Source organism: Paraburkholderia fynbosensis, assembly GCF_902859935.1.
In the GTDB taxonomy this organism is placed as follows: domain Bacteria; phylum Pseudomonadota; class Gammaproteobacteria; order Burkholderiales; family Burkholderiaceae; genus Paraburkholderia; species Paraburkholderia fynbosensis.
In genome coordinates this window covers 1-24,320 of sequence record NZ_CADIKI010000042.1, presented here as the reverse complement: position 1 = coordinate 24,320, position 24,320 = coordinate 1, and the positions used below count along the sequence as shown (strand labels likewise).

19 protein-coding genes and 3 pseudogenes are annotated in these 24,320 nt (G+C 58.4%); 17 read left to right on the top strand and 5 right to left on the bottom strand.

Features of this window, described 5'->3' with window-relative positions:
- Positions 1-393 precede the first annotated feature (393 nt).
- The 16 genes and pseudogenes from HV770_RS36880 to HV770_RS36805 all read left to right on the top strand — a co-directional run.
- Positions 394-2,115, top strand: a complete 1,722-nt coding sequence (locus HV770_RS36880) for an ATP-dependent nuclease (protein WP_175166341.1) — start codon at positions 394-396, stop codon at positions 2,113-2,115.
- Positions 2,116-2,891: 776 nt separating this feature from the next.
- Positions 2,892-3,215, top strand: coding sequence for an HU family DNA-binding protein (locus tag HV770_RS36875; protein ID WP_175166340.1), 324 nt, complete (start codon positions 2,892-2,894; stop codon positions 3,213-3,215).
- A gap of 49 nt (positions 3,216-3,264) precedes the next feature.
- Positions 3,265-3,717 (top strand): DUF1016 N-terminal domain-containing protein, encoded by a 453-nt coding sequence (locus tag HV770_RS36870; protein WP_175166339.1) that lies wholly within the window; start codon positions 3,265-3,267, stop codon positions 3,715-3,717.
- 171 nt (positions 3,718-3,888) lie between these two features.
- On the top strand, positions 3,889-4,830 hold the full coding sequence (locus HV770_RS36865; protein WP_175166338.1) for a LysR family transcriptional regulator: 942 nt from the start codon (positions 3,889-3,891) through the stop codon (positions 4,828-4,830).
- 267 nt (positions 4,831-5,097) lie between these two features.
- Positions 5,098-5,610, top strand: coding sequence for a nuclear transport factor 2 family protein (locus HV770_RS36860; protein ID WP_217468709.1), 513 nt, complete (start codon positions 5,098-5,100; stop codon positions 5,608-5,610).
- Positions 5,611-5,623: 13 nt separating this feature from the next.
- Positions 5,624-6,544: an SMP-30/gluconolactonase/LRE family protein gene (locus HV770_RS36855; protein ID WP_175166336.1), complete on the top strand. Its 921-nt coding sequence runs from the start codon at positions 5,624-5,626 to the stop codon at positions 6,542-6,544.
- A 373-nt stretch (positions 6,545-6,917) separates the two neighbouring features.
- Entirely contained in the window at positions 6,918-8,261 is a 1,344-nt protein-coding gene (locus tag HV770_RS36850) for an MFS transporter (protein WP_217468708.1), read from the top strand.
- 322 nt (positions 8,262-8,583) lie between these two features.
- Entirely contained in the window at positions 8,584-9,768 is a 1,185-nt protein-coding gene (locus tag HV770_RS36845) for a porin (protein WP_246291587.1), read from the top strand.
- A 292-nt stretch (positions 9,769-10,060) separates the two neighbouring features.
- Complete coding sequence (locus tag HV770_RS36840) at positions 10,061-10,945, top strand: intradiol ring-cleavage dioxygenase (RefSeq protein ID WP_175166334.1); 885 nt, start codon at positions 10,061-10,063, stop codon at positions 10,943-10,945.
- Between the two features lie 76 nt (positions 10,946-11,021).
- Positions 11,022-11,348: a Dabb family protein gene (locus tag HV770_RS36835; protein WP_175166333.1), complete on the top strand. Its 327-nt coding sequence runs from the start codon at positions 11,022-11,024 to the stop codon at positions 11,346-11,348.
- A gap of 33 nt (positions 11,349-11,381) precedes the next feature.
- Positions 11,382-12,770: an amidohydrolase family protein gene (locus HV770_RS36830; protein WP_175166332.1), complete on the top strand. Its 1,389-nt coding sequence runs from the start codon at positions 11,382-11,384 to the stop codon at positions 12,768-12,770.
- A 453-nt stretch (positions 12,771-13,223) separates the two neighbouring features.
- A complete protein-coding gene (locus HV770_RS36825) occupies positions 13,224-13,817 on the top strand; it encodes a malonic semialdehyde reductase (RefSeq protein ID WP_175166331.1) in 594 nt (197 codons plus the stop codon).
- Between the two features lie 39 nt (positions 13,818-13,856).
- The gene (locus tag HV770_RS36820) at positions 13,857-14,915 is read left to right on the top strand and encodes a maleylacetate reductase (RefSeq protein WP_175166330.1); all 1,059 of its coding nucleotides are present in this window, start codon (positions 13,857-13,859) and stop codon (positions 14,913-14,915) included.
- A 3-nt stretch (positions 14,916-14,918) separates the two neighbouring features.
- Positions 14,919-16,658, top strand: a complete 1,740-nt coding sequence (locus HV770_RS36815; protein ID WP_217468707.1) for a GMC family oxidoreductase — start codon at positions 14,919-14,921, stop codon at positions 16,656-16,658.
- Positions 16,659-17,205: 547 nt separating this feature from the next.
- Positions 17,206-17,466 (top strand): annotated as a pseudogene (locus tag HV770_RS36810) (transposase); the annotation flags it as partial.
- Positions 17,467-17,698: 232 nt separating this feature from the next.
- Positions 17,699-18,772, top strand: a pseudogene (locus HV770_RS36805) (IS256 family transposase); the annotation flags it as partial.
- A 28-nt stretch (positions 18,773-18,800) separates the two neighbouring features.
- Here the strand turns inward: HV770_RS36805 and HV770_RS36800 are convergent.
- From HV770_RS36800 to HV770_RS36785, 4 genes and pseudogenes are all read right to left on the bottom strand, one after another.
- A pseudogene (locus HV770_RS36800) lies at positions 18,801-19,944 on the bottom strand (IS110 family RNA-guided transposase).
- Between the two features lie 122 nt (positions 19,945-20,066).
- A complete protein-coding gene (locus HV770_RS36795; protein WP_175166329.1) occupies positions 20,067-20,945 on the bottom strand; it encodes a carbon-nitrogen hydrolase family protein in 879 nt (292 codons plus the stop codon).
- Positions 20,946-21,030: 85 nt separating this feature from the next.
- Positions 21,031-21,822: an MBL fold metallo-hydrolase gene (locus HV770_RS36790; protein WP_175166328.1), complete on the bottom strand. Its 792-nt coding sequence runs from the start codon at positions 21,820-21,822 to the stop codon at positions 21,031-21,033.
- Positions 21,823-21,869: 47 nt separating this feature from the next.
- On the bottom strand, positions 21,870-23,033 hold the full coding sequence (locus HV770_RS36785; protein WP_175166327.1) for an alpha/beta fold hydrolase: 1,164 nt from the start codon (positions 23,031-23,033) through the stop codon (positions 21,870-21,872).
- Between the two features lie 115 nt (positions 23,034-23,148).
- Between HV770_RS36785 and HV770_RS36780 the strand changes: the two genes are divergently transcribed.
- A complete protein-coding gene (locus tag HV770_RS36780) occupies positions 23,149-24,066 on the top strand; it encodes a LysR family transcriptional regulator (RefSeq protein WP_175166326.1) in 918 nt (305 codons plus the stop codon).
- On the opposite strand, the gene HV770_RS38345 is transcribed toward HV770_RS36780, so the two are convergent.
- Positions 24,009-24,320 (bottom strand): hypothetical protein (locus HV770_RS38345; protein ID WP_217468706.1); only part of this gene is annotated, 312 nt, incomplete at its 5' end. The two genes, HV770_RS36780 and HV770_RS38345, sit on opposite strands and share 58 nt — an antisense overlap.

Genomic DNA, 24,320 nt, shown 5'->3' with positions numbered 1-24,320 from the left:
GCGTCACCTGCTTGCGATCTTCACCTTCTATGAATCGCTTCATCCGGTCACCTACGCTGAATGAGTTAATCCAGTCTAGGCGATCAGCGTGTTTTCACACAAGCTCGACCCATTGCAGCCGCTAGGGTTTCGTTGAGCAATGACTGAATTGCAGCGGAATGCAGCCGGTCTTCGCCGCGCGATCGCTGCCGATGTTCGCCATTTAGAGCCTTTGGCAAACGGCGGCTCTATGCCTACTCGGCGGCAGCCTTCAAACGAGGAAGAACCGCACGCATCGAAGACGGCCTGAGTGTAAGCTACGATTTTTTCAAATTGAATACTAGGCGCACCGAGCTCCACCGCATCAGCGATTGGAGCTTCAAGACTGAAACGGCGCCAAGCGAAGGAAAAGACATGCCGCTCAAATTTGTTTCTGCCGTCACCCACAACGACGACGAGGTCATGTTTGGGTCGATGGCCGTGCTCGTTGGCCCGAATAACAGCGGAAAGTCGCAAACCCTGCGAGACTTGCGGGACTTCGCTTTGGGAGGTCCAGAGAGCTCCCTAACATTATTTAAGAGCATCGACGTGACGATGCCCTCCAAGGAGGATTTTGAGAAATTTTTCCAGGTCCTACCTTCCAAGGGTTCGCCCACGAACGAGAACGTCTTGGGCATAGGCGATAGCCTCGTCAAAATTCAGAACATCAGCAGTGGTGTCGGCTGGTCGAAAACGGTGATCGAAAGTGCTGACCTGCAACTACAGCGTCAGTCGCTGGGAACATTCCTGATCAGCCATCTCCATGCGGGCACACGGTTTGAGTTGACCGCTCCACAAGAGGCCTACGATCGTGAGACGGAGGGTCCCACACACGCGTTGCAAGAGTTCTTCCGTCGCCGCCGTGAGGTACAGCCGAAACTTAGGCAAGCGTTCGCGGAAGCCTTTGGGCGCGATATTGCGCTCGATTGGACGGCGATGAAGCGCTGGTACTTCAAGGTTGGAAGCGGATTCGGTGACCTCTCCGAATCGCTGGATGAACTGACGCGACAGCTTCGTTTTGGGCAACTGCTCAAAGAGCAAGGCGACGGCTACCAGTCGTTTACCGGAATTCTCATAGCTGCGATCGTCTTTCCAGATCGCCCCCTCTTGCTGGATGAGCCCGAAGCATTCCTACATCCCAAGCAGGCGCGTGTGCTGGGTCGACTGTTGGGGCAACTGAGCGTTGATCGCCCTGCCCAGATTATTGTTTCGACCCACAGCTCAGCATTCATGTGGGGCGTTGTGAGCGAGAACGATAATGCCAACGTCCTGCGTCTCAATCGCGTAGGTGATACGACGCACTACACTCAGGTTCCGGCCTCAACGGTGACAGCCCTGACACGCACTCCGCTACTCTCAAGCCAGCCAATCCTCGACTCGCTCTTCCATCAAGGCGTGGTCGTCTGCGAAGGCGATCCCGACCGAGCGGTCTATCAGTTCGTTGCGCACCGGACGCTCGGCGGCAAGGGGGGGGAAGACCTGCTTTTCATTCACACGAATGGAAAGGGCGCTGCGGATACGCCCGTCGAACTGCTGAAAGGCGCTGGCGCTCCGGTCGCCGTCATCGTAGATATTGACATCCTCAATGCAAGCGGCCCCTTGGACAAGATCGTTAAGGCGTTGACCGGCTCCGAGATTTCGCGGGCGCTCGAAGAGCGACGTGCCGAGATCGGGGGATGGGTGCTCCAGATGCAGGAAGATCAGTTCCTGCAGAAGCTGCTCGACGGCGTGAACGCATGGATCACTTCTGATCATACTGACGCTCGCTCATCCCGCAAGCGGCTCGAGACCACGCTGAGGTCGACGACATCCAAGTGGGAAGTCGTGAAGCGGAAGGGCATCTCTCATTTCACTGGCGACCAGCTTGCCGCCGTCGAGAGCCTCATCGAAGACCTGGCCAAGATCGGTGTGTTTGTCGTCCCCTGTGGGGAGCTCGAGCAGTGGATCGACACGGGCGCGAGCAAAGGCAAAGATTGGAACCGCAAGGCGCTTGAAAAGCTTCAGACGGAAGGTTGCCCGACGGACCTCGAAGCCTTCGTGCAGCGAGTCATCGAATTCTTGTTGCCTCCCGCTCTTGCAGCTGCCGGCACCTCTTGATGCTCTCTTCAAAATCTCCGAATGTGGGTGGATCGGAGGACCGCCCGTCATCATCCGCCGAATCCGACGGATGCGGTGTGTATCCAGCGGCGAATTACGTTAAGCCGAAGCGCTCTATGTGAGCGGCTTCAATCCAGCCCATAGCCGCCGCTCAAGATTTACTTTTCATCGACGGCTCTTGGCCGGGTTGAGGCAGTGCCGCCCGCAACCTGCTCGCCGCAGACCGGCCATTGAGCGAGGGCGGACGAGACCTAGGCTATCCAAACTGGTTGACGACCTCGACAAGCGGCTTTTGACCGGTTCCAGTTTAAGCCGGTGGAAGTCGGGCCGACCATTGCACCATCTGGTGTGCTGCCTAGGCTCGGCAATCGATGCGTATTGCGTTACAGAATTAGTTGCAGCCGGACCGCACGGTGGTAACAGATTTAGTTGACGCGGAAGTCGCGCTGAAGCCTTACCGAACGTGCCACCCTGCGGAATGCTGCGTCGCACAACGATGGTTACAAAATTGCGTGCGCGAGCGCGAACCCTCCATCCCCGTCGCAAGAAAGCGGTATAAACGCAAAGGTAACGGCTTGCGCCAGACGCGGGAGACCTCAGCGTTAGCCGTCCGTAACGGGGCACTTTCGGAAGCCTGGACAGGTAGTTGTTTTGAAACTGATAGGGCCGACGTGAAGATTGTCTCCGCACTGCGGAGGGAATCTAGGCGCAACCCAGGAAGTGGCGCCCGGTTTGCCGTCCAGCGCCGGCTCCGGTAACGTATCTTTCTCTCTCACATGGGGCAACGCAATCGCAGTGCCCGTTTCGGAGGAAACGAAACCATGAACAAGCAGGAACTCGTTGATGCCGTGGCCGCCGCGACCGGAAACACCAAGGTGGCCGTCGCAGGCGCGGTCGATGCACTCATCGGGGCGGTGACGAGCGCGGTCGCCAAAGGCGATACTGTGCAACTGGTCGGTTTCGGTACCTTTGCGACAGGAGCGCGCGCCGCACGGATCGGTCGCAATCCCGCCACCGGCGCTGAGATGCAGATCGCCGCGGCAACCACCGTGAAATTCACGGCAGGCAAGGCGTTCAAGAATGCTGTGAACGCAGCGTGAATGGTGTGGTGACGCCTTCTCTTCCGCTGGTGGCCGGAGCACGCCCCGCATGAGCGCGCTCACGCCCGCACCACTGCTGAACGAAGTCAGGGTCCTGATCGATTCGGCACGTGGCCACACGGCGGCAACCGCGAACGCCGAGCTGACCCTGCTGTACTGGCGGGTCGGGCGCTGCATCCGCGCGGAGGTGCTGGGCGGCACCCGTGCAGAATATGGGCAGCAGGTGATTGCGTCGCTTGCACAGGCTCTGACCGCCGACTATGGCCGTGGCTGGAGCGAACATGCTGAGGCTGCAAAACAAGCCGTAGAAGTGAGAGTGGGACATGCTGAGCTTCAGCAGGCGTGGCAAAAGGGGCGCTCCGTCAATCGCTGGCGTGGTGGCTTGGCGTGCAACCCGACGAGCGGTCGTGGCTTTGGCGGTGGCGGCCGCTTTCGCAGCTGTGCTAGGGGCGATATCACGTCATCGATGCGCGCTGCCCGGGTCAGCGAAACACTACGCTAGCAGTATTACTCAACACTGCTGGCACACCTGTATGCATTGCCAGCGTTTTTTGTGAACGCCCACACGAGAATCTGAGCGCACGGTGCCGCTGGAAGCGTGACGCGCACATTTCCGCAAAATGGAATTATGATGGTATTCAATCGAGAATGAGGAACAGCACGGAGAGACCGCGTGGATCGATGGAGAGAGGTTGAGGTATTCGTTCAGACTGCGGAGCTTGGGAGCCTTTCAAAAGCGGCGGAAGCGTTGGGTATGTCGAACGCGGCGGCCAGTCGGCACCTTTCGTCTCTTGAGGAACGGCTTGGGGCCCGCTTGATCCATCGAAGCACCCGACGGCTGACGCTTTCCGAAGTAGGCGAGAGTTATTACCGGAACTGTAAGACCGTTTTAGGTGACATGCGTGACGCCGACATCGCGGTCAGCGCCACGAGCCTCAATCCTACTGGAGTCCTGCGGATATCGGCATCGCTGTTTTTCTCAGTTCATATCGCGCCGCTTCTCGATCAATACACGGCGCGGTATCCAGACGTCACTGTTCATGTCGAGGTGGCGAACCGCTACTACGATCTGGTCGACAACAATATCGACGTGGCGATCCGAGCGCGAGAGTACGAGAACGATTCCGCCATCATGATCCGCCGGCTGGCCCAAACGCGCCGAGTTCTCACCGTTTCACCCGAATATCGCAACAAGCACGGGATGCCGAGTTCAGTCGAAGCGCTCGCAAGCCGACCGATGCTCATCTACACGTATGACAACACTCCAAATGATCTCGTCTTTCGCCGCGGCGAAGAAACGGCGCAGGTGCGGGTGAAAGGTTTGCTCGAGTCCAATGACGGCCATGTGCTGCGAGCCGCCGCCCTCAAAGGCATGGGTATCCTTGTCCAGCCGAAATGCTTGGTCTATGACGACTTGATCGCGGGACGCTTGATTTCTGTTCTTGACGAATGGGACCTGCCACGTTTGCAGATCAACTTAGCTTTCCAAAGTCGCCGGCACATGTCAGCGAAGGTCCGAACCTTCATTGATTTCTTGGTCGAGCACTTCCACCAGATGGACTACCAAAGAAAATGGACGAGCTTCGATCAAACGCCGTCCATGGCCTCGAACTAGGTTGGCCAACATGTTTGGTCGGTGGAAACGTCTGACGCGCCTATCCTCACCCCTGTCTTTTGACTAGTTCAGTTTGCACAGCGCACCAAGTCACCGCTGCTTTTTCCGCGTAGCGAAAATGACATTTCACACTATCGGCTTTCTTCGGACGCAATGTCCAAAGTAAAGTACGGACATGCCAATTGACATCCAGCCTCATCCCCAATTGGTATGTAAGGCGCCACTGCGTGTAGCGGCTGGTTAAAAGGCCCACCGTGGCCATTGGAATTGGAGAAAACCATGACGGATAGGGATATCGAGGACCTTAAGGCTCGCCTTCAGGCTCTCGAGGATCGCAACGCGATAGTCGATACGCTAAACCAGTACGGCCAGGCGCTTGACTACGGCGACTTCGATCGTTTGATCGACGTCTTCACCAAGGACGCGATCCGCGAGACGAAGCGGCTCGATGGTTCCGTCAACCGCTGGGAGGGCGAAGCCGGGACGATCGATTTTGCGAGGCGCCATTCGCATGCACCGGACCTATATCACAAGCATTTGGCCTTCAATCCGCAGGTCGCGATTGACGGTAATACCGCCAAAGTGGTGAGCTATATGTTCCGCTTCGACCCGCGCGAAGGCGAGCCATCGTTCATCTGGGGGATGGGCCGGTATCTCGACAAGATGCGCCGGGAGCCGGACGGCAAGTGGCGCATCTCGCATCGCGTGTCGGAAATTGAAGATCAATGGCCGGGTCGCTTCGCCTTGATCGGCGGCCCGGGTTCCAAACCGGCGGACTAGTGGAGCTTAGAGAATGCGACACGTGGCGCTTCATCCCAGTTTTGAGCAACTGATCGATCTTGACAGCGCTCCTCGGCAAGTCGGAACTGGCTACATCTGGGTCGAGGGGCCGGTGTGGCATCCGACCGACCATTATCTTCTTTTCTCGGATATTCCTGGCGACGTGCGTCGCCGCTGGGATAAGAACGGGATCGTTGAAGTCAAGCGGCCAAGCCGAAATGGCAACGGCATGACCTACGATCGCGCTTTGAATCTCTTGGTGTGCGAACAAGCCGATTTCGCGGTGACGCGCTACTCGCCGGACGGAACACGCATTAGGCTGGCGACTCATTTCGAGGGACGCGCGCTCAACAGCCCGAATGACATTGTAGTTCGCGGCGATGGATCGATTTACTTCACCGACCCGCTCTACGGCCGTATGCCTGAGTTCGGTGGCCTTGCCATTCCGGCCGAGCTTGATTTCCAGGGTGTCTACCGCATCGAGCCGGGCGGCGGTGAGCCGCAGCTTCTGGTCGATCGAGGAACCTTTGATCAGCCCAACGGACTCTGTTTCTCGCCCGACGAAAAGCTGCTATATGTCAACGACACCGAGCAGACGAATATCCGTGTCTACGATGTCCATGCAGACGGTTCTCTGGCCAACGGTCGTATTTTTGCGGAGAGCATCGTGAAAGAAGATGTCCCCGGCTTACCTGACGGCATGAAATGCGATGAGGCTGGCAATGTCTGGGTGACCGGACCTGGCGGCCTATGGGTTTATTCAGCAATGGGTCGATTGATTGGAAAGATTCAAATACCTGAGCGCGTCGGCAACATCCATTGGGGCGGACCGGACTGGCGGACGCTATTCGTCGCCGCGTCTTCGTCTATCTACATGCTCGAGACAAAGATCCGACCGCGGAGAGAGCCTTTCATGCTTGAGTCCGTGACTTGAAGACGACGCAGAGGCGACACCACGCGTGGCCACACGGTGATCTATAAGATCGAAGCGAAGTCTGCTTTCTTGTTGCACGAGTCGTGGGGCAGCCATCCGGAAGCGTAAATGGAGCGGCGCTGTCTAAGTCGTCTGCCCGGTCTGCTACGGCGTCCGGTAACCCGTAGGCGAGACGCAACATCGGTTAGGACGACTGATGACTGAGTTTGAAGTGTTGACTTCAAGTCGGCTCAGCCCTAACTGGACAATAGTGCCACCAAGGTAATCCGTGGTCTGGAACAAAAATGCAACTAGCTGATGACGGGAATGGAGCGGATCGCGTCAATAAAGCTACGTCTATGCATATATACATATCAGGAGACACATGAGACACATGAGAAAAATGAGCGCTGCCGCAGATGCGGATATGGTTGCGGAGCACGCGAGTTACTCGAATCCGGACCATCGAGAGGTCAGGCGTGTCATCGTCTCCGGCTATCTCGGATGTGCGATCGAGTTCTACGACTTCCTCCTGTACACCACCGCTGCAGCGCTGGTCTTCGGGCCCGTCTTTTTCGGCAACCTCCCGCCACTGATGGGCACGATTGCCGCCTACACGACCTTTGCTGCCGGGTATGTCGCGCGCCCCTTGGGCGGAGTCGTTTTCGGCCACTTCGGGGATCGACTAGGGCGCAAGCACATGCTCGTCATCACAATGACGGTGATGGGTGTCGCTTCGACGTTGATCGGGCTGCTGCCGACGCCCCAGACCATTGGCTGGATGGCTCCGGCATTATTGCTGTTCCTGCGTGTGGTGCAGGGCATCGCAGCGGGCGGTGAGTACGGCGGGGCATTGATGATGGCCATCGAACACTGTGACCAGAACCGACGGGGGCTCTTCGCATCGCTCATCGCGATCGGCGCGCCGTCGGGGACTGTGCTCGCGTCGCTTGCATTCGGTCTTTTCAGACTGCTGCCGGACAGTCAGTTTCTGCAATGGGGATGGCGTGTCCCCTTCCTGTTCAGCGCTCTCCTGCTTGTCATCGGCCTCTATATTCGTAGTAGGGTCAGCGAGTCACCGCTCTTTCTCCAGGCGTTGAAGCGCGAAGGAGAAATGAGCCGGTTTCCCCTTGCCGATCTGTTACGCCATGAATGGAAGGCGGTCATTCTCGCCGTTGTCACGTCAGCAGGGCCGCTTGCCGTCTACATTGTCGGCGTTACTTTCACACAGACCTATATCCGGCATCTTGGTTTTGACTCGAGCATTGCGCTTTTCGCACTCGCTATCGCGAACGGCGTCAATCTCGTCTGGTTCCCTGTCTGCGCCCATCTTAGCGACAAGTACGGACGTAGGCCGATGCTGCTGATCGGCTTTCTGCTGTCCATTCTGCTGATCGGCCCCAACTTCCTGCTTGTTTCGAAGGGCAGTCCGTTCTTGACGACGCTCGCCTTCTGGCTCCTCGGTTCGTTCGCCGCAGGGCCGATCTATGGGCCACTGGGCGCTTTCCTGAGCGAGAAATTCAGTACTAGGACCCGCTACACGGGCGCTTCCATCGGTTATCAGTTGGGCTCGACGCTGGGCGCGGGCCTCACGCCGCTGATCGTGACATCAATTTTTGCTTCTACGGGCGGAACCAGCGTCATCGGAGTCTGTGTGTTTCTGGCCATGTTCTGCGGCGTCTCGATGCTCTGCGTCGTGCTGTCGCGAGAGACACGCCGGGCCGACATAGCGTACTGACCCTTGGGGAATCTAGCGCCGCGATCGCGACTCACATCAAACGATCGACGTCCAATAACGCGATCGGCATTGCTAGCCCGACGCTCATAGCGAGATATTGCGCGAAACGGCACCAAGCGGTTTTGTAGATTCCGGTGAGCAATTGAACGAAGTAGGCCTTCGGCTCATTACGTCAGCGTCGACTTCCAATTGCTATAACTGGTGACGAAGAGGTAAATAGGCCCCGAAGTAGGCACAGATTGTTCGTATGCTTAAGATTAGATAAAAAATGCACCAAAGGAGACAGGTGATGAAGGCACGTTTTGCATTAAAAGGCGTTGTGATGGGAGCGGGTGGTGTGGTCGCGATGTCTGCGTTTGCTCAATCCAGTGTGACGCTATACGGAAGCGTTGATACAGGGCTTGCATATTCGAGTAGCCAGACGTCGTTAGGTTCGACGAGTGGAGGAAAGTCGGCAGTCCGGATGTCTCAGGGCGTTTGGAATGCCAGCAAGTTTGGTCTTCTCGGCACAGAGGATCTAGGTAACGGCCTCAAAACGATTTTTCGCCTTGAAAGCGGATTCAACAGCGCAGACGGAGGGCAACAATACGTTAATGCCATGTTCGGACGCGCAGCATACGTGGGTTTGACTCATCCCGTGTACGGTACGCTCACGGCCGGCCGCACATATGCTGCCTACTATCAGGCACTTTCTCGTTATAGTCCCACAAACGTTCTGTCCGGATATTTCGGAGCGCACCCCGGAGATCTAGATGGTCTCGATACGGGATATCGTGCGAACAGCACGATTGTGTATCAGTCGCCGACCTTTCATGGGGTAACGGTCTATGGTTCATATTCGCTTGGGGGCGTGCCAGGAAGCCTCAATACTGGTTCGACCTTGGCTGGCGCGCTCCAATACGAAGTGGGACCGATTGGCGCAGCTGTGGCATTCCAGAGAACCAACAACTCGACCCCGAACGGCGGCCCATGGGGGGCAAACTCGACAATGTCGAATAATGGGGCGCAGCAGGGCGTGTCTGCGGTGACCAATGGTTATCAGACAGCACAAGCGCAGCAACGCTTTGCTGTCGACGGTATGTACAAGTTCAACAGCAACCTGGACGTATCACTGGTCTATTCGAACGTCCAGTATATTCCCGGCATACGGTCGGCTTTTACCGATACCGCTATATTTAACACGGGTGGCGTCGTGCTCCACTGGAAGCCAGCTGTAGCGTTCGATCTGGGGTTTGGATATAGTTACACGCGTGCGACGAGGGCTAACGGCGTCACAAGCTCGGCCAGTTACCAGCAGTTCAACTTGGCTCAATACTATAGTCTTTCTAAACGAACCGGACTCTACGCGCTGGAGGCATATCAGCGGGCAGGCGGACAGACTTTAGGCACAGCCGGAAAAGCACAAATTATCAACGCTAGGGCGACTATCGGGGACGGGTTCAACGGCACACCATCATCGTCGAGAAGCCAGTTCGCGGCGGGCGCAGGGATTGTTCATCGATTTTGAAAGACCTTCGGTCCGGGTCGAGAACCAAGCCGGTTTGGCCCATTCCAAGAATTTTTTTATTATAAGTGAGGTGGTACGTTTACATAGAAGTACGAGATAAAACGAAACTACTACTTCCAGGTTTGGAAAAGCTAAGAAAGTGGCATTTTTCGTTTTCACAGAATCTCTACCCACTTGCCGACTGATGTCCCCGGTATCCCGCTGTGAGGGACTGTGAATTCCGTCGCAAGCCTTTTTCGCCAGCCGCTGGTGGACTATATCTTGTACCAAAGCAGAACGCATTGGAGACGTTATGCAGAATGTTGACGAGGACACGATTACGCAAATCGTGCTGGCCCGCCATGCGAACGCCGCAAATCCCCGCCTAAAGCAGATAATTACGAGCGTAGTGCAATACCTGCACGGGTTCGCACGCGACATCCAGCTTTCTGAAGAGGAATGGTTCCAGGGCATTCAGTTCCTGACTGAAGTGGGGCACATCACTGACGACAAGCGACAGGAATTCATCCTTCTTTCGGACACGCTCGGGCTGTCGATGCTTGTCACTGCGCTGAACAACCGGAAGCCGCGTGGATGTACTGAGTCCACGGTATTCGGCCCGTTTTTCGTTGAAGGCGCACCGGTTTATGAAAACGGTGCTGATGTAGGTAACGGCGCCAAAGGCGAGCAGTGCTTCGTGACTGGAAGGGTGACGGGGCTCCATGGCGAGCCAGTGCCCGATGCTCGCGTCGACGTATGGCAAGCCGATTCTGACGGCTTCTACGATGTTCAGTACGAGGACACTGAACGGGCTTACGGCCGCGGTACTTTGCGAACGCTCCCCGATGGCACTTTCAATTTCCGTTCGATTACCGCAGAGTCGTATCCGATACCGCACGATGGACCGGTTGGCCGCATGCTGACCGCGCTAGGCCGTCATCCATGGCGCCCTGCACATCTGCATTTCATGATTGATGCACCTGGCTACGAACGGCTCATTACACACGTTTTCAGGTCTGGCGACGAGTACCTCGATTCTGATGCCGTCTTCGGGGTGCGCTCATCACTTATCGCAAATTGGGAGCGGCACAAGGCGGGGACTGCTCCCGATGGCACTGTTCTGGACGGCCCTTTCGGCACGCTCGATTTCACGTTTGTCCTGAACCGCATCGACCCTGGCAGCGGACGAATCAAATAAACCAGTAAGGCGGTTCGCATTCGACCTTCATCGCGCAAGTTCGCTGCCTGCATACGCACAAGGTGAAAAGAGTCCGATGATTAAGCACATCATGATGTGGAATCTCAAAGGCGAATCGCCAGAGGATAGAGCGAGCGCCGCAATTGGACTCAAAGCGGCTTTCGAGAGCATGGTTGCGAAGATTCCGGGCCCGTTGCATATGGAGGTCGGTATTGACGCCAGTGGGCTCGATTACGCATGCGACGTCGTCCTAAACTCAGAGTTTGACTCGCACGAATCGCTCTCGGCGTATGCGCAGCACGCAGAACATCTCAGGGTGAAACAGGAGCTGGGCGACTTGAGAATCGCGAGGCATCAGGTTGACTACACCGTTACACCCGTCGCAGTCCGAGCAGTAGCATGAAATAGATGTGCGCAATAGCAGAGGAGACGATGGATGCAGCGAAAACTAATCAAGGGCGGTCATGTAATCTCCATGGATCCTCGCATCGGAACCGGTGGACTTGATGTGCTCGTCAAGGGAACCCGAATTGAAGAGATTGGAGCAGGGTTGAGTGCAGATGATGCGGAAATCGTCGATGCATCGGACTGCATAGTCATCCCCGGGCTGGTTAACGCTCACATGCATACCTGGCAAACCGCGCTGCGTGGGCTTGCATCGAACTGGACGTTGCCCCAGTACTTCCGCAGCGTGCACGCCGGTTTGGCGACCCTTTTCACCCCGGACGATATCTACATCGGTACGTTGGTCGGTGCCCTGAATCAACTCAATAGCGGGACCACCACTCTGGGAGACTGGTGCCACAACAATCCTACGCCGGCTCACACTGACCGCGCCGTTGACGGTCTTCTTGAATCCGGCATTCGCAGCGTCTTTTTCCATGGTTCTCCGAAACCGGACCCCAGGCCCGGTCAAAAGCATTTCAGCGAAATACCGCATGCGCGCTCGGAAGTGGAGCGACTTCTGAGCGAGCGGCTCGGTAGCCGCGGCGAGCTCGTAACCCTGGGTATGGCCATCCTCGGGCCTCACTATTCGACCTATGAGGTGTCGGTTCACGATTTCAAGCTTGCTCGGGAACTGGAACTCGTCGCCAGTATGCATTGTGCTGGGCTAGACCCGAAAACGCCTGATGGATGGGAGCGTCTTGCCCAGGCCGGATTGTTGGACTCGCGAACGAATGTTGTCCACGGAAACAACCTGACCGACGCGCAATTGCAGATGATGCTCGGATGCGGCGTGACTTTCTCGCTGGCTCCCGAAACGGAAATGCAGCAAGGTCATGGCCACCCTATCACGGGGCGGCTGCGCGATGCTGGCTGTGGACCTTCGCTCGGCGCCGACCTTGAATCCTGTGTTGCGGGCGATATGTTCACTGTCGCTCGCGTGGCACTCGCATCGCAAAGGGCGCTCGACAACGCGGCTTCGAAGGCGTCGCAGGGAAGCTTGCCCCCAACTTCGACCTTGTCGTGCGACGACGCACTTGCTTGGATCACACTGCGCGGCGCTGAGGCTCTCGGTCTGGCTGAAGAGATTGGTTCGCTGACTCCAGGAAAACAGGCCGACATAGTTTTGGTTCGCGCTGACGCCATGAACATGCGTCCATTACACGACCCTGTGGCTGCACTCATCATGCAGGCAAACACGTCGAACATTGAGACGGTGCTAGTTGCGGGCGAGTACCGCAAGCGTGCCGGTGAGTTGAACTACGAGGCGCTCGTGAGTCGCCTTCAAGAACTGGAAGCTTCCGGTGCGCGTATCGGGAGTGGTCTGAATCAATTGCTGGCTTCTCAATGGAGCACGCCCAATACCCCACTGTCTTTCTAGGAGCACGTCATGAGTGAAACAAAGCTGGCGCCCCGTATCGGATTCATCGGCATTGGCAACATGGGATTGCCCAAGTGTACGACCTGCTGGAAGCGGGATCGTGTTCCTTGCTCGCCTAGATTCGGCAGAAGATGACATTGGCGAGTCCTCTGACGCTTCCGGCCATCGCAGCGGTGCTTATCGGTGGAACATATCTGATTGGCGCTCGGCTGGAGGAGGCACTGGCCCGCGGTAGGTCGGAAGGCGTAGTGCTGACACTAACCGGGCTCGCACATAAGATGTTTGTAGGTGCGTTGGGCGTGCCGTTGATGCAAGCGGCGTTACATTTGTTATTCCGTGGCCGGGAGGCAGCACGACGCATCCCGCAAGTTAGCCCAAAAAAATAGTACTGCGGGAAGGCATTTAATTTTCACGACAGAAAGTTTCGAAAATTGATCATAAAATAGGACAACTATGGAAAAGGCTTTGAACTCAGACGCACTTGACGTGGTCTTTCGGTCAGCCAGAACTCAGAACGGCTGGCTTGACAAGGCCGTTAGCGATGCGCAACTAAACGAACTGTACGAACTGTTGAAACACGGTCCGACGAGTATGAATACGTGCCCGGCACGATTCGTCTTTTTGCGTACTGCGGAGGCTAAAGCTCGCTTGTTGCCTGCGTTGTTGCCAGGCAATGTCGACAAGACGGCCGCCGCGCCGGTTTGCGTCATCGTCGGCTATGACCGGCGCTTCCATGACAAATTGCCGACACGTTTCCCGCACCGGCCGGAAGCTCGCGCTATCTTTGAAGGCAAGCAGGAACTCATCGAGAGTACTGCATTTCGCAATGGCAGCCTGCAGGGCGCCTACCTGATTATTGCCGCTCGGGCTTTGGGTCTTGACTGTGGGCCGATGTCCGGATTCGATACCGCGAAGGTCAACGCCGAGTTTTTCCCGGAAGGTGACGTTGCTGTCAATTTCCTTTGCAACCTCGGTTACGGAGATTCGAGCAAGGTTCTCGACCGCCTGCCGCGGCCGTCGTTTGAAGAGGCGTGCACGTTGCTTTAACCGAATCAACCTGAAGTTTTTACTTGCGGTGGTATGCCGATGCTCGACCGATTCATTTACCAGGGACTGCCTGCTCGTGTCCTTTTTGGACGCGGAACCATCACCAAACTCTCCGAGGAGGTGGAACGCCTCGGCCTAACGCGCATGATGGTGCTCTCGACGCCTGAGCAAGTTGCGCTCGCCGAGCGTGCGTGCGAACTGCTCGGGGTGCGGGCGGTGGCCACGTTCTCTGGAGCGACCATGCATACCCCCATTGAGGTCACCGTGCGTGCCTTGGAGGCTGCAAAGGCGTGCATGGCCGACGGCGTGGTCGCCCTTGGTGGTGGTTCCACAATCGGGCTCGGGAAGGCGATAGCGTTGCGAACCGATTTGCCGCAAATTGTCATCCCGACAACGTACGCCGGGTCGGAGATGACGCCAATTCTTGGCGAAACGCAGGATGACCGGAAGACGACCCAGCGCGGACCCAGAATCCAGCCCGAGGTAGTCATCTACGACGTGGACCTCACATTGACGCTGCCACCGGTTATGTCTGCACTGTCGGGATTCAATGCTATGGCTCACGCAGCTGAAGCACTGTACGCGTCCGACCGGAATCCGGTGGTTTCGCTAATGGCGGAGGAAGGCGTGCGCGCCATCTACGAGGCGCTTCCTGAGGTGCTGTTGAATCCGGCCGACCCCAATGCCCGGACAACGTTGCTCTATGGGGCCTGGCTGAGCGCATGCTGTCTCGGCTCAACTTCGATGGGACTGCATCACAAGCTGTGTCATACGCTTGGAGGCCTCTTTGACCTTCCTCATGCGCAGACTCACGCGATTTTGCTTCCGTACGCGCTGACCTACAATGCGCCCGCGATTCCAGAAGCCTTGACAAGGCTGGGCCGCGCAATGGATGCGGAGTGCGCAATAGGGGCTCTCATACATCTGGAGGGGGCTTGCGGAATCCCGCTAGCGTTGCGCGATATCGGAATGCCAGAGGAAGGGGTCGAGCGTGCGGTCGAAGAAGCGCTTGCAAACCCGTATAACAATCCGAGACCTATTGAGCCCGCGCCTCTTCGCGAGATTCTGTCTCGCGCATGGGCCGGTTCTGGAGTCTGATAAATGATGTCTTCAATCAAGGCGGCGACATCTGCGCCGGTACGAACCGCTGAAGGCGATGGTCAAGCCGACTTCGTTGTTATCGGCGCAGGCACCGCGGGAGCTGTGCTGGCCGCGCGTCTCTCGGAAAACGCCCGGCATCGCGTGGTGCTCATCGAGGCGGGCATTGATACACCTCCAGGAGCGGTCCCTGCCGATATCCAGGACACATTCCCCAGTTCTACGCTCAATCCCGCCTATTTTTGGCCAGGGCTTGAGGCTACGATTGTAAAGGGCGGAGCCTCAAGGCCTTTCCCGCAGGCAAAGGTGATGGGCGGCGGTTCCAGCATCATGGGCATGTTCGCGCTTCGCGGTGTACCCTCGGATTTCTCGCGGTGGGCAGCTTGCGGCGCGGAGGGATGGTCCTGGGAGGAGGCCGTACGGTTATATCGCAAAATTGAAAGTGACCCGGCACGCCCGGGAAGCGTTTCCGGCAGCAGTCCGATACGCCGCATGGAATCCAGCGAATGGCCACCGTTTGTTTCCGCGATGAAAACCGCCGCGGAAGGTCTGGGATTGCCCCATATTGCCGACATAAACGAAGGTCCGCAGGACGGTTTTTTTGCGATGCCGGTTAGCCGTGACGCAAACACGCGGTCGACGAGCGCCGGATGCTATCTCACTGCCGCTGTGAGAAGTCGAAAGAATTTGACCATTCTGACTGGAGCGCGTGCGACCCGGTTATTGTTCAATGGGCGCAAAGCGGTAGGCGTTGAGGTGGAGCAGGGAGGGGCGCTCAGAGACATCTCTGCCCGTCGAGTTATTGTATCGGCCGGCGCCATACATTCACCCACTCTACTGATGCGCTCGGGCGTTGGCGCAGCTAAAGAATTGGGCGCACTTGGAATAAAGCCGGTCGTTGACTTGCCGGGCGTTGGCAAGAATCTTCAAAATCACTCTTATCTCTTCTTCGCGCTGACCTTGCCGCGCGGCAAGCGTCTCGCCCAGCATTTACGCAGATTTGTCATCACTGGCGTGCGTGCGTCATCGGGGATGCCCGACTGTCCCCAAAGTGACCTCCTTCTTTTCACCTTGGGACGGGTCAGCCCTCGAAGCTTTGGCACGACGGTAGCGATGGTAGGGTCCGCGCTGTATTCGCCGTTCTCAAGGGGCTCGGTATCGCTTACCTGCACCAAGCTTGACGCAAATCCGAAGATTGACTTCAGGATGCTTGACGACCCGCGCGATGCTCCTCGTGTAGTGAAGGGCGCCCGATTGCTTGAGACGTTATTGCGCGAACCCAGCGTCAGCGATTGCTACAGCGAAGCGTTCTTGCTACCGGCAGCGATGGCCGTCAATCAGTTCAACAAAGGAGGGCTTGCGGGGGCGGTCATGTCGATCGGTGCGCAGGTTGCGCTGAACGCGCCTGGCCCTGTTCGGCGAATGGCAGTCAGAAAGGCCCTGAACGTGCGCGAACCTCTCTCGATACGAAGCGGCGCAACACAAATCAGTGACGAAGAAATCCTGGCTTCAATTGCGCCGATGGGCCATCCGGTTGGTACCTGTGCAATGGGCGCGAAGGAAAACCCACGAACAGTCGTGGACAGCAGTTATCGCGTTGTGGGTCTAGAGAACGTGTATGTAGTGGACGCATCCGTTATGCCGGTCATCCCAAGCGCGAACACTAATCTTCCGACTTTGATGGTCGCGGAGCATGCTGCGGAAAAGCTACTGTCAACGGCGCTGGACAATATAGCAAGGTAAACGATCATTTAAGCGTGTCGCTCAGCTGATTCCGGGTTGTTTCGCACCAATGTGATGGGGGACACGTGTGAGCAAGATGTCTTTGAAGTTGGGAATTCTGACCCGATCGACCGATTTCTGGCAGAAAAGCCGGCGCCTGAAAAGTTTTGTCGGCAACAACAAAGCGGTACCTTGACGTGCGTTGCAGCGTGGGCAGAGCCGGAGTTGCCATACTGTTAGCGCGTCCCGCGGGTGCAGAGCTTTGAGCGGCGTTCACTGTTAAGCTCTTCGCCGCGCTGACGCTTCTTCGCGGCTCGCAGGCACCTACATCGCGCCACTTCGCTAAGGCGGCGTAGACCCCGGACCGTCAGCGCGGTCGGGGCCTTATGGCGCTCACTGCCATGCCAGTGCAACAAATAAAAGCCCGGACGGTCACTTCAAACTCCTCCACTTGTGGTCGCGCAAACTCCTCCACCGGGCAGAGAGATGGCCGCGCAAGTTCGGACAGTCGGATAAGTGGAACGCTCGGGGCCTGAGCCGGCGATAATGCCGACAAAGGAACAGGAAGATGACGAAGAGAACCCGACGGACGCACTCAGCCGCGTTCAAAGCGAAAGTGGCGATGGCGGCGGTCAAGAGTGAGCGGACGCTAGCCGAATTGGCGCAGCAGTTCGATGTGCACCCGAACCGGATCACCGAATGGAAGCGTCAGTTGCAGGAACGTGCCGCCGACGTGTTCGGCGCAGGCGGCACGGCGGCGAGCGAGCCGCGAGTCGATTTGAAGGAGCTACATGCGAAGATCGGCCAGTTCACGCTGGAGAACGATTTTTCATATGGCCTGTTTTTGCAAGCAGGACGAGCGTAGCTCTCGCTGCCGCGATCCCGAACGTCAGCGTATCCGACCTGATTGGTAACGCGGCGCACAGGCTGTTTATCGACGATGGATCAAGCTCATATCCGCGGGCTGTTTACCGCATTTCATCTTTCCGTCACGGGGCTGCCTGAGCCTGTCAGAAATTTAGTGTGTCGAGGTCATGAGACGATAACGGAAATAACGTCCTATGACCGATACAACAGTGATCAAGAAAAGCAAGAACCTGAAGGCGCCGAAGCTGTTCCCCGATGAGCTGATCGATCAACTGCTGGCGCAGGTGCAGAATAAGGATGCCGGGTCGATCCTCGGCGAATCGGGGCTGGCCGGGCAACTGAAGAAGCAACTGGCCGAGCGCATGCTGGCGGCCGAACTGACGCATCACCTGGAAACCGAGGGCGGGCAAGGCAAGAGCGGCAACCATCGTAATGGCACCAGTCCGAAGACGGTCATCACGCCCAATGGCGAGCTGAACCTCGATATTCCGCGTGACCGTCAGGCGACGTTCGAGCCGCAACTGGTTGGCAAATACCAGCGCCGGCTGCCGGGATTCGACGACCACGTCGTCAGCATGTACGCGCGCGGCATGAGCGTGCGCGAGATCCAGGGCCATTTGCTGGAGTTGTACGGCCTGCAGGTGTCGCCCGACCTGATTTCCACGGTCACCGACGAAGTGCTGGCTGAAGTCGAGCAATGGCAGCAACGCCCGCTCGAGGCGATGTACCCGATCGTGTATTTCGATGCCCTGTGGCTGAAGATTCGCGACGAAGGCACGGTCAGGAACAAGGCGGTGTACTTGGCGCTGGGCATCCGCGCCGACGGGCGCAAGGAAGTGCTGGGCTTGTGGATCGAGCAAACGGAAGGCGCCAAGTTCTGGCTCAAGGTCTTCAACGAACTGAAGAACCGCGGCTTGCATGACGTTCTGATCGCGGTCGTCGACGGCCTGCGCGGCTTTCCGGAGGCAATCGAGGCGGTCTATCCGGCCGCCCAGATCCAGACCTGTATCGTGCATTTGATCCGCAATTCGCTGAATCTGGCGAGCTGGAAGGACCGCAAACCGCTGGCAGCCGCGCTCAAACCGATCTATCAGGCTGCTACGGCCGAAGCCGCTGCGGCAGCGCTCGACGCCTTCGCGCAAAGCGAGTGGGGCCGCAAATTCCCCACCGTCGCGGCGATGTGGCAACGCCAATGGGAACAGGTGATTCCCTTCTTTGCCTATCCGCCCGAAGTGCGTCGAATCATCTATACGACGGATGAAATTGACAAGCCTCAAGGTCGGTATTTTTTGATCTTCATGATGTCTGCCTCGGCGGCCATTGCGTTGAGGCCGGCTTGTTGTCAGGCCTAGCCTGTTTCCAGCGGGAGAACAGCCGGTGATACGCCCGCTCGGCCTGCTCGGCCATCGCCCGTTCCCGGTCACGCACGCTCTTCAGATTGTAGGCTGCTGCACTGCCTTTCGGGCCACCGCGGCGCGCAGGCGTGCCGGCCTGCAGTTCGAGTGAGCGCGTCTTGCGCGCGGTGAGCGCCGGCCGGTCCCACGCGAAGGCCTCATTGCGTGTGAGGACGTACCACACCATAACGGCAATCTTGCGTGCTGTCGCGACAGCGGCAATCTGCTGGCCGCGCCGATCCCGGATGCGCAGGAAGAATGCGCGTAGCGGTCCGGCTGACTGCGCCGCCGACCATGCGGCTTCAACGAGCATCGCACGCGCATAGGAGCGTCCCCGCTTGCCGATACGGCCGTGCCTGGCGGGTTGCGCACCGGTCTGATAGACGCAGGGGTTGAGTCCGAAATAGCTGACCAGCTTCTCCGCGGTGGGGAATCGGGCGATATCACCAATTGCGGACAGCAGACCAATTGCCACGATGGCATTTACGCCAGTGATCGTCAGCAATTTGCGCAGTCGCTCGTCGTCCAGCACGGACTGCGCGAGGGCCTGTTCAATTTGCTTAAGGTCGTCACCAAGACGGTCCAACTCACGTAGCCGTTGCTCGACGCCCAATCGCTCATCGGTCGGCAGAGGCTGATTGGCCAGCCAGGCGCGCCCCTTCCTGCCAAACAGATCCGTAGCGGGGCAGCGCTCAATCAGATGCGCGGCGAGCACTGCATGGACTTCGTTCTTCAAGCGGGTGCGTTGCCGTACGATCTGCGCTCGTCGTGACACCTGCCGTCTTGACCCGTGCTTCGGCAATCAGCCTGACCTGCAGCGGGTTAGCAACGATGACCTGACCGACATGCGCTCGAAGCACGTTGACGATCGCCGCAGTATTGCCAGTCGCTTCGAGCACGACGTGATCGTCAGGTCCAAGCTGGGCAGCAAATCTCTCGAGTTCGTCGCGGCGTAGTCCGGCACGGCCGCCGGCACGCAGTACGCCATCTTCCAGATACGCGATCTCGGCAACCGATCGCGACACATCCAGACCAACAATGCGCATAGCCGTTCTCCCATGGAAAACACATAGGGAGCCGGTGGGACACCACGACAACTACGGATTCGCGCTCACAGCGCAACGGGGCGGGTCGCAGGGGCGGCCAACTACTAACACGAGCTCGCGCCTCATCGTGTACCAACGGCCTGCCCACCCGAAGTGCTCCCCGGTGCCCCTGTCCCGGATGGTCGTACCATACGCGTGAAACTTCGCGGCGGGGACGCGGGGCACCGGTTCATATCATGCCGGTTACCAACGTGATCTAAGTCACGCTTTTCGGGTGTGTCGGACAACTCGTCGATCATCGCTTTGGACACGACAGCGCAAGGTGCCAGCACAAAGCACGACCCTTCCACCGCATAAATTCTGCTTGCGGCATTGTTGACTTCGCTTCCGAGCGCCGGGGCAAAAGGCTCATAGTTAGAAAAGCTTGGCCACGCTGCGACGTGCACCTGCTCATTCTGCGCATACATTGCGTATTTTGACAGTGGCTGCAAATGCTCCCAGCAGCACAACGCGCCTATCCTTCCCAGACCCTCAACCTGATGCACTGCCAGATCGGAACCATCGCCCTCGCCGAACACGGCGCGCTCGACGTGAGTGGGGCGCAGCTTGCGGCGGGCAGCGATGGTCCTGCCGTCGGCGCCAATGATCCACTGCCCCATATAAAGGCTACTGCCGCTTCGCTCAGAAACGCCGACGACCGCGGTGATCCCGGCCTGCCGGACTGCGGTGCTGAGCCGGGAAGCCTCTGGGCTGTCGTAGTCCAGCGAGTTGTCGAAGTACCGCTGTACGAACCCCCGGCTTACCTGCCAAGCGTGCGCGCCCATCCAGATATGCCATGGATAGCCAGGTACCCAGGTCTCCGGGAAGGCAATGAGCCTGGCGCCATTGGCGGCGGCCTCGTTGATCAGCTCAATGGTCTTGTCGATGCCGGCGTCAAGATCGAGCCAGACCGGAGCAGCCTGAACAACAGCGACTTTATATTTCGGATGAACGAGAGGCATGGCAATCCATTCCTGGAAGTTGGCGAAGCCGAGCTGACTTCAATTGATTCGTGGGGAAGAACACGCATGAACCGCGCGCCGTGCTTTATTTAACCAACTCAGCTCGCTTGGGCTCAGAGCAGGCACACCCGATGGCCTGCATCCCATATTTGCGCCCGGGATTCAGGTTCCGCAGTGAGAGGGCGTGCCGGCGCACTTCTTTGGCGGCCAGCGGACCACCGTGACCCATGTGAAAGCGTTGCATTCCGGCCTCCACCATGCCCATCAATTCCCCACTGACAGCTTGCGGGTCATCCTCGAACGGCGGGCGCATGGCGCGCCCCGTACGTATAAATCCGCCGAGAAAGACACCCGAGGCGATGAGGTCGCCGACCAACGCGTCTCCACTGCTCAGTTCAACTGACACGGAGCCGGCCGTGTGGCCTGGCGTGTGCCTTGCCACGCCTTCGATTCCATAACTGCTTAGATCGATGGTGGCGTCGTCCTGAAGCAGGATGTCCGGTGTGAACGGCAAGTACGGCTCGCCGGGCACGCCGGAGCGCAAAAAGAGAGGCCCCCACCAATGCGTCACGCAATACGTCATTTCCTTGCGCCGCTCGTAGTAGTCCAGATCTCCGGCATGAGCAAGGATTGGCGCGCCCGTCAGTTCGCGCAGTCGCGCAGCCGAACCGGCATGGTCCGTGTGCGCATGAGTGACCACGATCAAGGTGACATCGCGAAAGCTTCGACCGTGCTTCTTCAGGACGCGCTCAATCTTGTCCTCTGAGCCCGGTGTGCCCGTGTCCACGAGAACGCAGCCCGTTGCACCGATGATGAGGTGGGAGTGGAGCATGCCGAACGGCAGGATTGGAACCGTAATGATGGTAGGTTTATTCATGATGTGCTTCCTGTCGGTTGTTCATAGCGTCGTCCCCCCTGTACTCTTCAATTCAACCCAGACGGATTGGAGATCCGCAGCCTCCATCCACCGTCGCGGCCCTTTTCCATAACCTGCGTAGCGGTGCCGCGCTCCTCGTGCTCCTGGCCGTCCGGTAGCGTCACGCTTAGCGTCCAGTCGAGCAGGACGAGTGCTATGTCGCCGCTTGTCAGCACACGACGCACCTTGTTGCGAATGCGCGGGCGCGTTGTTAGCAACTGTGCCAGGCGGTTGCGCAATTCGGCCGGGCTTTCCTGCACCACCTCGCCGTTCGTCAGCCGCATCGTGGCCTGATTGCTAAACATACCGAGCACGGCATCAAGATGGCCAGCGTTCAGCGCCGCGTCGAAAGCGACCGGGACCTGCTCGGGCAAGCTGCACACGGCGGACTTGTCCTCGATCGCTGCGACGAATCGCGCAATGACCCGCGCCACCTCGGCCGGCGCTTCTAGCGGCGACAGGTGTCCCGTTCCGGGCAGGATGTGCATCGCCGCGTGCGGAATGCGGGGCAGCAATTCCGCCTGCAGCGTTGCGACGCGATCCACCTGGTCAAGCTCACCGGAGATGACAATGGTCGGCGCGTCGATTGACGCCACCGCCGCCGTAATGTCTTCGCGCATGGCCACGTTTGGCCAAGCCGCCTTGGCCTGCGGTGCGGCCTTCAGGCTGTCCTCGATGACTTGCTCGCGGCGAGCGGCATCAAGCGATTTTGCGGTCAGGACGTGATCGATCACGAATTCGACCGATTCACGCGATTGATACGCGCCGGTCAACGTCGCACGTTGCTCGTCCGGGAGGAGCATCGGCGACGGAGGCGACGGCGCGACGAGCACAAGGCCTTCGAGCCCGCCTGGCCGACGCGATGCGATGAGTTGAGCGACCTTGCCGCCCATCGAATGACCGACCAGAACATAGCGCTGCAGGCCCAGCGCCTCGATGACGCCTTCGGCATCGGCGGCCAGATCCGCAATGCGGTAGCCGTCGGCAGGCGCCGCGGAATCCCCCCAACCTCGGTGATCGGTGGCAACGATCCGATACCGGTCGGCCAATTCGCTTGCTACCCCGTCCCACGTACGCGACGAGCCCCCGTAGTAGTGCAGGAACACCAGCGCCAACTCGCCGCTGCCTCGCTGCGTGACGTGAATCCGCGTTCCGTTCGATTTGATTTCCATTTCCGCGCCCCTTCTCTGTCAGGTAGTGTCTAGATCGTAGATTCAGATCCCCAGTTTGATAATTGCCGGATCGGTGTGCTCAGTCGATAATGGTGCGATCGAATTGGAGGGTGAAATGGATCGACTCACGAGCCTCGGCGTATTCGTCGCCGCTGTCGAGGAAGGTAGTTTTGCTGCTGCGGCGCGCCGCTTCGGGCTATCGCCAGCGATGGCCGGCAAGCATGTCAGCGCAATCGAGGCCGAACTGAATGCGCGGCTACTCCAGCGCACTACGCGGCGCCTAAGCCTGACCGATACCGGCCAGGCTTACTACGAGCGCTGCAAGCGGATTCTCGAAGCGTTCGAGGAAGCGAAGCGCGAAGCGAGCGATACGCAAGCCACCGCGCGCGGTGTACTGCGCGTCGCGGCGCCGGTGACGTTCGGCGCGATGCATCTGGGCCAGGTTGTTGCGCGCTACCTAGAGGACCATCCGCATGTCAACGTGGAGGTGCTGCTCGGGGACCGCTATGTCGACCTCATCGATGCGGGCGTTGACGTCGCAATACGGATCGGACGGCTGCAGGACCCGGGACTCGTGACACGCCGGCTTGCGCCATGCCGGATGGTCGTGTGTGCGTCGCCCGCATACCTTGAGCGCCACGGAACGCCGCGCAAGCCAGACGACTTGCGGCGCGCGCAGCGCCTCGCCTTCAGCGAGGCTGTGTCGGCCGGCGACTGGACCTTGCTCGATGCGAAAAACCGCGCGCACCTCATCGACGGACCCTGCCGGCTGGCGGTCAACAATACGCAGATGCTACTTGCTGCCGCGCTCGCAGGCGCCGGCATCGCGTACGGTCCGACCTTCGTGTTCGGCGAGCACATCCGGCGCGGCGAACTTGTGGCGCTGCTGCCAGCCTATCGCGCGGCTGATCTGGCCATTCAGGCGGTTTATCCGAGCGCGCGGCGCATACCGCTCAAAGTGCGCCGGTTCGTCGATTACCTTGCCGGGACGTTCGGCGATGAACCGCCCTGGGACCGGAACGCGAGGCTATAAAAGAGCGGCTGCATCCGTCTTTCAATGTCGGGGGGCTCGCCTAGACGAACAAGAACGCGCCAGCTCAGCAGTTTTTCGCTTCCCGGCCTCGCGCTGCCATTAACCTGTTCGTTGGAAGGATCATTGAGTGGCAGCTTCACTTCGGATTGTGTTGAAAAAGTCTGTCGACGCGCGGATTGTTCGGTATCCTGGAAGACATCGATCGACGGGAGTGATTCGTCATGATGGGTCAACTGGGCAGCGGACAAGACAAA